Source organism: Caballeronia sp. BR00000012568055 (genome assembly GCF_029439455.1).
GTDB lineage: Bacteria > Pseudomonadota > Gammaproteobacteria > Burkholderiales > Burkholderiaceae > Caballeronia.
In genome coordinates, this window is the sequence record NZ_JAQFVG010000023.1 from 11,413 (window position 1) to 22,016 (window position 10,604).

The 10,604-nt window shown below is 58.6% G+C and carries 10 protein-coding genes; 6 read left to right on the plus strand and 4 right to left on the minus strand.

Annotated elements, in window-relative coordinates; all coding sequences use genetic code 11:
* The first annotated feature begins 213 nt into the window (after positions 1-213).
* A complete protein-coding gene (locus tag P7F28_RS02440) occupies positions 214-591 on the plus strand; it encodes a hypothetical protein (protein ID WP_277182848.1) in 378 nt (125 codons plus the stop codon).
* 31 nt (positions 592-622) lie between these two features.
* Here the strand turns inward: P7F28_RS02440 and P7F28_RS02445 are convergent, their stop codons facing one another.
* Positions 623-859, minus strand: coding sequence for a hypothetical protein (locus tag P7F28_RS02445; RefSeq protein ID WP_277182849.1), 237 nt, complete (start codon positions 857-859; stop codon positions 623-625).
* Between the two features lie 126 nt (positions 860-985).
* Positions 986-1,702 (minus strand): YdcF family protein, encoded by a 717-nt coding sequence (locus P7F28_RS02450; protein ID WP_277182850.1) that lies wholly within the window; start codon positions 1,700-1,702, stop codon positions 986-988.
* Positions 1,703-2,113: 411 nt separating this feature from the next.
* Between P7F28_RS02450 and P7F28_RS02455 the strand changes: the two genes are divergently transcribed.
* From P7F28_RS02455 to P7F28_RS02475, 5 genes are all read left to right on the plus strand, one after another.
* Positions 2,114-2,365: an acyl carrier protein gene (locus P7F28_RS02455; protein ID WP_277182851.1), complete on the plus strand. Its 252-nt coding sequence runs from the start codon at positions 2,114-2,116 to the stop codon at positions 2,363-2,365.
* Positions 2,362-3,612: an acyl-CoA dehydrogenase family protein gene (locus P7F28_RS02460; RefSeq protein ID WP_277182852.1), complete on the plus strand. Its 1,251-nt coding sequence runs from the start codon at positions 2,362-2,364 to the stop codon at positions 3,610-3,612. Before P7F28_RS02455 ends, P7F28_RS02460 begins: the two co-directional genes overlap by 4 nt.
* A 5-nt stretch (positions 3,613-3,617) precedes the next feature.
* The gene (locus P7F28_RS02465) at positions 3,618-4,679 is read left to right on the plus strand and encodes an amino acid--[acyl-carrier-protein] ligase (protein ID WP_277182853.1); all 1,062 of its coding nucleotides are present in this window, start codon (positions 3,618-3,620) and stop codon (positions 4,677-4,679) included.
* Positions 4,676-5,671 carry a DUF1839 family protein gene (locus tag P7F28_RS02470; RefSeq protein ID WP_277182854.1) on the plus strand — a complete coding sequence of 332 codons (996 nt, stop codon included), beginning with the start codon at positions 4,676-4,678 and terminating at the stop codon, positions 5,669-5,671. The genes P7F28_RS02465 and P7F28_RS02470 overlap by 4 nt, the downstream gene beginning before the upstream one ends.
* Positions 5,672-5,743: 72 nt before the next feature.
* A complete protein-coding gene (locus P7F28_RS02475; RefSeq protein WP_277182855.1) occupies positions 5,744-8,224 on the plus strand; it encodes a glycoside hydrolase family 2 protein in 2,481 nt (826 codons plus the stop codon).
* 1 nt (position 8,225) lies between these two features.
* On the opposite strand, the gene P7F28_RS02480 is transcribed toward P7F28_RS02475, so the two are convergent.
* Both P7F28_RS02480 and P7F28_RS02485 read right to left on the minus strand, forming a co-directional pair.
* The gene (locus tag P7F28_RS02480) at positions 8,226-10,016 is read right to left on the minus strand and encodes an alpha/beta fold hydrolase (protein WP_277182856.1); all 1,791 of its coding nucleotides are present in this window, start codon (positions 10,014-10,016) and stop codon (positions 8,226-8,228) included.
* Positions 10,017-10,108: 92 nt separating this feature from the next.
* Positions 10,109-10,604: hypothetical protein (locus P7F28_RS02485; RefSeq protein WP_277182857.1), on the minus strand; the 496-nt coding region annotated here is incomplete at its 5' end.

The window sequence follows — 10,604 nt, forward strand, 5'->3', positions numbered from 1 at the left end:
AGGCTCGTGAATCCCGTTCGCATCCGTTGGGTTCGCCATCTTCTCGCGCACTGCGAGCCGTCTGCGGTTAGCCGATATATCGTGGTTTACCCGCGTCAGGCATTGCTTGACAGCATGCCTATGGCGCAGTGAATCTGCATTTGATTGGCTTCATGAAGTTTTAAATGAATCTTTGGCTAAGCATTTGCACGACCGTGGCAAGGAGACAAAGTAATGATGCGTGAAGTAACCGGAGCATTTTTCGGCTCCCGCAGGCTGGATGAAGCGTTGGAAGATTTGAGAGCGGAAGGTATTGCCGGCGACCGCGTGCGCGTGGCAGACATGACCGGTTTCGCCGACTTCCACACGTGCATGAATATGAGTACCGGCGCGCCGACTCAATGGATCACCGCCGAGGAGCACGATTACCGCCTGGGATTCGAAGCATCCGACGACGACATTCTTCCCGTGCTGGATCGTGAAGAAGGCGAAAGCCTTGCTGCCTTCGGTGGTGGATTGACGCGCGTAGTCGTGAGCATTCGCGACGACGCGGAATTGCGTGCCGTCTGCGAGATCTTCTCGCGCTTAGGCACTGACGATATCGACGCTTAAGGCTTTTTCAGCCTTAAGCGCTTTAGTCGGCTTATTGCGTCGTCGCCGGCTTGGCTTTTTTCTTGTGCTTGAAGTGAAAGCCGCCCTTGTGCGTGCTATTCGGCGCGGATGTATTGTCGCCGCCCATCGTTTGTCCTGCCGTAGCTGCGCCGTGCGCATTTCCGCCGCCCGAGCCGCCATTACCATTTCCGCCTGCTTGCGCCATCGCGCTGACGCCCAATGCGCCGATCGATACCGCAAGCGCCACAGCCAGTCTGCTGATCTTCATAGTTTGCCTCGTTGAGCAAAAGGTTCGACGTCAGGCACCGCTTCGTGGTGCGTCGATCAGCAGATTTCGTGCGCGCTAAAGAATCGCTAAAGAGCTACTAAAAAATCGCTAAGAAATTTCTAAGCCTCAATACAACCCGAACCACCGCCAGACATAAAAGCGCGCCACGCCCAAGATCTCGTGAAGCGCGCTGTTCGAATCGATCCACCCTTCCGGATGCGGAACCCACCACGATTTCGGGTTGCGCACGAACGCGACGGCCGGCTGCGGATGAAGATCGAAGGCATCGAAAGCAAGCAGCGCGCGGTGCATGTGCAGCGACGAGGTAATCAGCACGCTCGTATCGTATTGAAGATTGCGCAGGATTTTGTACGTATTGCGCGCGTTCTCGTAGGTATCGAGACTCTTGTTTTCGAGGATCAGATCGGAACGTTTGACGCCTGACGCAACCAGCAGGCTGCCATAGAGATCGGCTTCGGATTCTTCATGATTCTGCGGGTTGCCACCGCTCATAACGACCGTGCAAAGCTCGTTGGCCGCTTCGCAACGCTTGTAAGTGGCCGCGGCCAGTTCGATACGCGTCATCGAATCGCCTTTGGGAACGAGTAATTTTTCGCCCCTGTACTCTGTGCCACCGCCTAAGACAATAATGGCCGTGCGAGGCGCCAGCTTAGGCGGATGCGGTGTATCGTAGCCAATCTGAGCGAGCCGCACGACCGGCCCCGCAAGCCAACTGCCAAGCAGCCAGAACACCGTACCTGCCACTAAGAAAATCGCTAGCCGATGTTTGCGCCATACGATGAACAGCGCCGCGAACACGAGCAACAGACTGAGCAGAACCAATTGCAGTACCTTTAATCGATGAGGTTTCAAATACCTTGCGTTTCGAGCATAAAAATTGCAAGGCATGACGTTCCAGCTTGTTTCCGAGGATGCGGCGTCAAGTCGGACGCCAGTCTGAAGCAATTTTTCTTATCAATCCGTGGGCGAGGTAGCACACCAAGCGCATCACTGATCGAAGGACCACCGTGCGCCATCGCACGGACGGCCTGGCCTGCAAATTCGTTAAATACGATCAAACAACCTCGACGGTGAGTGCGAGGGCCTGAATGGATGTTCGATCCATGCGGCGAATAAACACCACCGCCTGTTTGCGCCGCTTTGAACACGCGCTTTGAACACGACCTCCGAGGCAGCATGACTGTCGTGTCTTAAGCGTCGCATCGTTGGCCAGGTACAAGGAACCCTGAGAAAATGAAAACTGAATTGCGCCGTATCCTTGCCGAGTCCGCGAGGCTCGATACCCCCATCGACTCGCTGTCCGACAGCGACGATCTCTACGCCGCAGGGCTGTCGTCGCTGGCGACCGTTCACGTGATGCTGGCGATCGAAGACGAGTTCGGTGTTGAGATTCCCGATCACATGCTCACGCGCCGCTTGTTCTCCAGCATCGACTCGCTCGCTGCTGCCGTGGAAGAGCTGCGCCGTTCGCAGGCGGACGCATGAACGCCCCGGTGCAGGAGCTGGACGCGGCTGAATGCGTCGTTTCGGCACGCACCGAAAGCGAACTGCTCGAAGCCGCGCGCCGCGTTGCCGTTATCGCCGCCAAGCATGCCGATGCAGTCGATCGCGAAGCGCGCTTCCCCGCCGAAGCAGTCGATGCGATGCGTGCCGAGCGCCTGTTCTCCGCGATGATTCCGCGTGAACATGGCGGCGATGGCTTGCCGCTCACTGGCGTCGCGCGTTTATGCGAAGCGCTCGCGCAAGGCTGCGCTTCGTCGGCGATGATCTATGCGATGCATCAGAGCCAGGTGGTTTGCATCGTCAATCACGGTGTGAACGTGGCATGGCAACGCGCGTTTCTGGCGCGTATGGTGAGTGAGCAATTGCTGCTGGCATCGGCGACGTCGGAAGAAAACATCGGCGGCAATATGCGCACGAGCGCGTGCGCGGTCGATCTTATCGATAACGCCTTCAGCATCGAGAAGCTTGCGCCGACTATCTCGTACGGCCTGTATTCCGACTGCATTCTGGTGACGGCTCGCCGCCATCCCGATGCACCCGCGTCCGATCAGGTGTTGATCGTCGCACCGCGCGATACGCTCACGCTTGAACCGCGCGGCACGTGGGATACGCTCGGCATGCGCGGCACGTGCAGCGAAGGCCATCGTCTCGTTGCCAAGGGCACGGCCGATCAAATCCTGCCCGACCCGTTCTCGAAAATCGCTGACGAAAGCATGCTGCCTGTTTCGCATACCTTATGGTCTTCGGTATGGTGCGGCATCGCGAGCGATGCGGTGAATCGCGCACATCAGTTCTTCCGCAATCAGGCACGCGGCAAGCCGGGCGCTTTGCCGCCTTCGGCTGCACGCCTCGCGGAAACCGTCACCACCATCAAGATGATGCAGGCACGCCTGCGCGAATCGCTGGCGAATGTCGAAGCCGCGAGCGCCGAACGCGCCGCGCGCCAGATGCGCAATAGCGACGACAACGATGCGCCGCTGACGGCATCGATCGGTGTCAATGCGGACCTCAACATGCTCAAGCTCGCGATCTCGCAAGCGGCCGTGCATGTCGTGCAGGAAACGCTGATGATCTGCGGCATGGCCGGCTACAAGAACGACACACCGTTCAGCGTAGGCCGTCATTTGCGCGATCTTCATTCAGCACCGCTCATGATCAGCAATGACCGTATCGAACTGAACACGGCCAATCTGCTGCTCGCGCAACGCACTGCAACCGGAACCCTATAACTACTATGAATATGCCGACCGAACAGGCCGCAATGATGCCGGCCGAAGCACAATCACAATCCAGCGCTGCGCCGTACAGCGGCTCCGACCTCACCTTGCGTGACCGCCTGATGGAAGCAGGCATTCTGATCGATACGGGCGAAGACGGTCTGTATGGCCGCAGCGCCGTATTCGAAGATGTGGTCGAGCGTCTGAACGCGGTCATCACCATTCTCGGTGCAGATCAGCAAGCGGAATCGCTGCGCTTTCCGCCTGCCATGCGCCGCCGCGATTTCGAAGACAGCGAGTACCTGAAGAGCTTTCCGAACCTTGCCGGCACGATTCATTCGTTCCAGGGCAATGATCGTGGACATCATCGTCTGCTCGAAGCGCTCGACAAGATCGTGCATATCGGCGAAGAAGAAGAGCGTTCGGATGAATGGATGGATCAGCAAAAGCCCACGCGTCTGGTGCTGACGCCGGCGGCGTGCTATCCGATCTATCCGCTGGTTGCCAAGCGCGGCAAGCTCGCTGCCGATGGCGCGATCTTCGACGTGTTCTCGTATTGTTTCCGTCACGAACCGTCCATCGATCCGGGCCGGATGCAACTTTTCCGCATGCGCGAATATATTCGCGTTGGCAGTCCTGAGCAAGTGATGGCGTTCCGTCAGAAGTGGATCGAACGCGGTTCGCTGCTCGTGAAGCTGCTTGATTTGCCGTTCGAAATCGATCTTGCCAACGATCCGTTCTTCGGTCGCGGCGGCAAGATCGTGGCCGACAGCCAACGCGCGCAGGAACTGAAGTTCGAACTGCTGGTGCCGGTTGCAACGCCCGACCGACCGACTGCGTGCCTCTCGTTCAACTATCACATGGACCACTTCGGTGAGCTGTGGCACATCAAGCAATCCAATGACGATGTCGCGCATACCGCATGCGTGGGCTTCGGCATGGAGCGCACCGTGCTCGGGCTGTTCCGTCATCATGGTCTCGATGTGAACGCGTGGCCGGAAAGTGTGCGTCAACTGCTGTGGGGCGATGCCAAACCGCTGATCGATGCGGGCCTCGCGGATCTGGGCAAGCACGCATGAACGCGCGCACGCCGGCAGATGCTTCGGACTCCGTCGGACAGGACGAAGCAAGCCGCTCCGTCCTGCATCGCGGCGAGCGCGTGTGGATCGAGACGAATTGCTATGTCGATCTGTGGATCGAACTGCTGCATCACTTCGCCTGCGATCCGCATGCGGCGCTGAGCTTCACGGTTACGCAGGCGTTCGAAGGCGATCAGTTCACGTTCCCTAAATTTTCACTCGATGATATTTCGCGGCTCTACGGCCTCCAGGCTCAGGAGCTGGCGATTTATGATGCGCTCGAAGCGCATACGTGCGAGCAGGTGAAACGCGGGCACGTGGTCGTTGCCGAAGTGGATTCGTTCTATCTTCCTGATACGCGCGCGACGGCGTACAAGCAGACGCATACGAAGACGACCATCGGCATCGACTCGATCGATGCGGCGGCCAAACGCATCACGTACTTCCACAACGCAGGCTATTTCGCGTTATCAGGCGAAGATTACGAGGGCGTGTTCCGTCTGATGCCCGACCTCGCAGGCGATGTGCAGGCGCTCTTCCCTTACGTCGAATTCGTCAAGCGCGCGCGCCCGCCGCTCGAAGGCGATGCACTCGTCAAGCGGTCGATCGACCTCCTGAAATTGCGTCTGCTCGATCGGCCGTTATCGAATCCGATCACGCAATGGCGCGCGGAATTTCCGGAGCATTTGCGCGCCATGCTCGAACGTGACCCGGCGTATTACCACCTGTACACGTTCAACGTATTGCGTCAGCTCGGCTTCAATTATGAATTGCTGGCGAAGTATATTGCTTGGCTGAACGAACGAGGTGCGGATGTTCCCGTCGAGATTCAGACGCATGCACAGAGCATCGCCAGCGAAGCGATGGTGATGCAGTTCCGCCTCGCCCGCGCACGCATGCGTTCGCGCGCCGATCAGTGCACCGAGTGCCTCGATACGATCGAAGCGGCATACGAAAAGACCATCGAGCCGCTCGCCGCCCGCTTTCTCTGAGACTCAGGCCGCGCACGCGCTGCGCGGCTTGAGTTATCTTTGCATTATCCAATCCAGATCGAAGGAAGCAACATGCACGGCGCCGCTGATGACGTCCCGGTGATGCACGCGCCGCTCGCGCTCACGAGCGGCTGGCAATGCGTGAGCACGCCCTCCGGTGCATACGATACGCCCGCCTCACTCGACAGCATCACGCAATGGCTCGACGCGCCCGTGCCCGGCACGATCGCCTCTGCGTTACGAGCGGCCGGAACGAAAGACGAAGCGCTCGCGCAGCTGTTCGCGCAGATGGATCATTGGTATAGACTCCGAATCAATGTGCATGGAAAGCGGCGTGTGCGCTTCAACGGGCTCGCCACGCTCAGCGAAGTTTGGCTGGATGATCGCAAAGTGCTCGATTCCGACTCGATGTTCATTGCGCATGATGTCGATATTGATTTGAACGGCGCGGTCATGCTTTACCTCTGCTTCCGGTCGATTGCACCGGCGCTCGCTGCCAAACGCGGCCGCGCACGGTGGCGGCCCAAACTTGCGCAGCCCGTGACGCTGCGCAACGTACGCACGACCTTGCTCGGACATATGCCCGGCTGGTGCCCTGCGATTCAGCCTGCGGGACCGTGGCGTTCGATCGAATTGATTGGTGAGGAGAAGACCAGTATCGACCGCGTGCAGATGACTTCGCGCGTGCAAGGCGCGGATGGCCTCGTGGATATCAGCGTGCGCTTCTATCACGCGCAAGAACAGGCTCCACTGCATCTCCGATGCGATGACGTGCATGCCCCGCTCGAATGGCGCGATGCGCATACCGCCACTGCAACGCTGCGTGTGCCGCAAGTGCGTCTGTGGTGGCCGCACACGCACGGCGAGCCTGCGCTTTACGATGTATTCATCGGCGATACCTTGCTCGGGAAGATCGGTTTTCGTACGGTCGAAGTCGATCGTGGTGCGGATAGTGCGGGCTTTCAGCTTGTCGTCAATGGCGTGCCGGTATTTGCGCGCGGCGCGAGCTGGACGTCGCCTGACATCGTATCGCTCGATGCACCGCGCGAGAAACTGGATTCGATCTTCACGCTGTGCCGCAATGCAGGCTTCAATATCATTCGTGTGAGTGGCATCACACTGTATGAATCCAACACGTTCTATGAGCTTGCGGATCAATACGGCATCCTGATTTTTCAGGACTTCGCATTTGCAAACTTCGACTATCCGAACGACGAGGCCTTCAAAAACAGCGTTCAACGCGAAGCGAAACAGTTTCTCGAACGCACACGGCGTTTCGCGTCTCTTGCGGTTTTGTGTGGTGGAAGCGAGGTACATCAGCAGGCCGCCATGCTCGGCCTTCCGTTCGATGCGTATCAACAGCCGCATTTCACCGAACAACTTCCGTCGATCATCGCGTCATTGCGTCCTGACGTGCCTTATGTCGTGAACTCACCGAGCGCCGCGCCAGGAGACACGGTATCGATGCCGTTCGGCACACGCGGCGGTATCACGCACTATTACGGCGTCGGCGCTTATCTGCGCCCGTTCGACGACGCGCGTCGCGCGCAAGTGCGCTTTGCGTCCGAGTGTCTTGCATTTGCCAATGTGCCCGATGATGTCGCGCTGCGTTCCGTGGCCAACGCGTCGCGCGCGCATGAACCACGCTGGAAAACTGGCGTGCCGCGCGATCCCGGTTCCGCCTGGGATTTCGACGATGTGCGCGAGCACTATCTGCGCGCGCATTATCGTGTCGATGTATCGCGGCTGCGTTATGAGGATCCCGAACGATATCTCGAGCTATCACGCGCAATCGTCCCCGAAGTGATGACCGCAGTTTTCTCCGAGTGGCGCAGAAAAGGTTCGACGTGTGCGGGCGGCATCATCTGGAATCTGCTCGATGTACGGCCCGGTGCAGGCTGGGGCGTGATCGACGTATCGGGCATGCCGAAAAGCGCATTGCAGGGCGTCGCGCATGTACTCAAGCCTGTGCAGGTGCTCGTCACCGATGAGGGTCTGGACGGTCTGGACGTTCATCTCATCAACGAAACGGATCGTGAAATACAGGCGCGCGTGGAACTCGCTTGTTTGCGCAATGACGCGGTCAAGGTGGCAGGAGGCGCACTCGATATTGCCTTGCCGCCGCGCAGTGTGCAGCGTGTGACCTCATCCGCCCTGCTCGGCGCGTTCTTCGATATTACCTATGCGTATCGCTTCGGTCCGCGAGCACATGACTTATCGCATGTCGTTTTGCGCGACGCTCATAGTGGTGATTCGCTATCCGAAGCATTTCATTTAACTGATCCGGCGATCGGTGAACGGCGTGAAATCGGTTTGAATGTGGCGATCGAACGCGACGGCAATGCGTGGTATCTGAACATCTCCAGTGTGCAATTTGCGCGCTGGGTGCATATCGTCGATCCCAACTACTATGCGGGTATCGACTGGTTTCATCTTGCGCCGGGCAGCACGCGGCGCGTGCCGCTCGTTGCGCGCAATTCGAATGTGAACGCCGCGCCCGAAGGCGATGTGTTGGCGATCAACGCATCGACGGGCGCTTCGTACCGCGCTTAATTTACGAAACCGCGTGCGCACCAACCGGCAGTTTGCTTCGCGTTTCCTGCGCCTCGGGTTCCCTGATTGCAGCATCACACAATGCGATGACTTCGGCCGAACTCGCTGGATTGAATAACGCATGGTCGATATGATCGAGCACCGCGACGCGCACCGACGAAAAGCGTGATAACCGTGCGCCACGGCTGCCGAAGTGTGCTGCCAGCACGTCCATGCTCGCATCGTATGCGCCATGTACGAGGATGGTCTTGACGCCCTTGGCATCAAGCGCGCGCATCATCTGCATCGGCTCGGTTGCGCTTTCGGGCGATACGCTTCGCCACGCATCGAGATGCAAGGCATCGATCAGACGACAACGCACACGTGTCGCGAGATTGCCAATGATGAAGCGAACCATCGGCAAGAGTTTCTTTTCGCCACGCATGATGCTTAGCCACTTGGCGGGATCGAACATAGAGATGGCATAGCCCGCCATGGAATTGCGGGCCGCCTCGCGCGGTGCGTCCGGAGCCTTGTTTTCAGGGCGTTTGAAGGTCGGAAGATTGACTGCGACCACGCCTTTGATACTTGGCTCGATCAAAGCCGACTTCAACGCATGATAGGCACCCGAGCAGATGCCGAATGTGTACACGGTCTTGTAGCCCTCACGTACAAGCCAGCGCGCGGCGCTCGCCGTGTCGGTCGTGGCGATGGAATCGTAGATGCTCGCGAAGCTATGATCTTGCAATGCGGAGGGGCTGTCCCCTCGTCCGCGTGCATCGATCCGCAACGATGCGATGCCGCGCCGAGCCAATTCACGCGCAACGCGCACAGACAAGCGGCTGTCGCCCACATGCGCGCTCGCCGACGTATTCGCAATCAAATACACCGGTCCACGCGTGACACTTGTGCGTGGTTCGCACATCACGCCAAACAACATTTCATCGCCGATACACACGGGCCGTTCGATCGCTTCCGGCGTCGGAATGATCGGATCGTGCGTCCATTGTGCGTCCATTTTCGATGGCTCGCGACGCTGGAGTTCGTTAGACATCCAGACGATAGCCGCATCGTACGTAAGCTTTGGAAGCACGGAAAACGCCGGTTCCTGTATGAAGCTTGTGAAGTCTTCGAAGGTTTGCGTGTCAACGTGAACGCCACGTGCGATCAAAGCATCACGCACAGCATCTTTAGTACTGGCGCGCGTTTGGACGATGAGCGCGCGTCGCGCAGGCGCAGCCGCAGCCGCTGCGCGCTCGATGCCCGACGCCACGTCCACCGCTTCGAGCGCGCGCACGAAGCTATCGTCATAAGTCTGCCCCAACACGTTCAGCGGACGCTCTTGCTGAACCGCGCGCAGCGGCGGCGACAATTGTTCGAGCCACGTCTTGCGCACAATGGAAAGCTCGCGCATGTAAGTGCGTCCGCTGATAACCGGCGCCAGCAGGACCAGGTCATCGACCCTCTTCTCCAGCGCGGCTGCTAAGGCAAACGCAGCGCCGACGCGAAAGCCGCATAGCGTCACATGTTCGATGCCCGCTTGCTGCTTCAGATAATCGATTGCAGCATGAATATCCTTCACCGATGTATCGAACTGATCGGGTGCGCCGTCGGACCCTGCCGAATCACCTGTGCCGAGATAGTCGAAACGCAGCACCCAGATACCGCGCGCCGACAACTCATCGGCCAGATAGCGCATGCCTTGATAAGTCCAGACATGCTCGTGCCCGTAGGTATTGCACAAAATCACGCCGCGCTTTTCAGTTCCTGCATGCAGCCATCCAAAGTGGCCTTCGAAAACAATCGGTTTCATGTTTGCTCGTCCTTGTCTCTCTCGCGGCAAGCGATAAATACCCCCGGAATCGCCGTGTCGCCTATATTATGGAGCTGATATGTACGTATTCCTTATGAACTCACAGTCTGCGGCGAAGTGATGCCGGCCGGTGTGGCTTGATCGACCATCTCCGGCGCAAGATCCATCAGATTGCGCCAGCACGCTGCGAATGATTCGAGACTGTGCTCCGTCTCGCACCATGCGGCGAAGCGCGCTGCGGCCGCCAGAACATCATCCATGTGCGGCCACGGATTGACGACGAAGTGCTCGAACGTGGTCTCGTTCATCGCAAGCGTGGGATCGTCGAAGCCGAGACCGTCGAAGGCCAATGTATTACCGATCGGAATGCAGCCATGCGCGATCGATTCCATCACCTTGGATTTGATGCCGCCTGCCAGAAACGCCGGACACAGCGCGATGGAATCTTCGGTATAAACATGGGCTGGTGTGGGCGCGAATCCTGCAAAACGCACGTTGGGCAGCGGAACATAGTCGCGCACCATACGGCCGTAGATCACCAGTTCCGCGTCCGGTTCAACGCGTTTCCACACATCACGCAAATAGTCG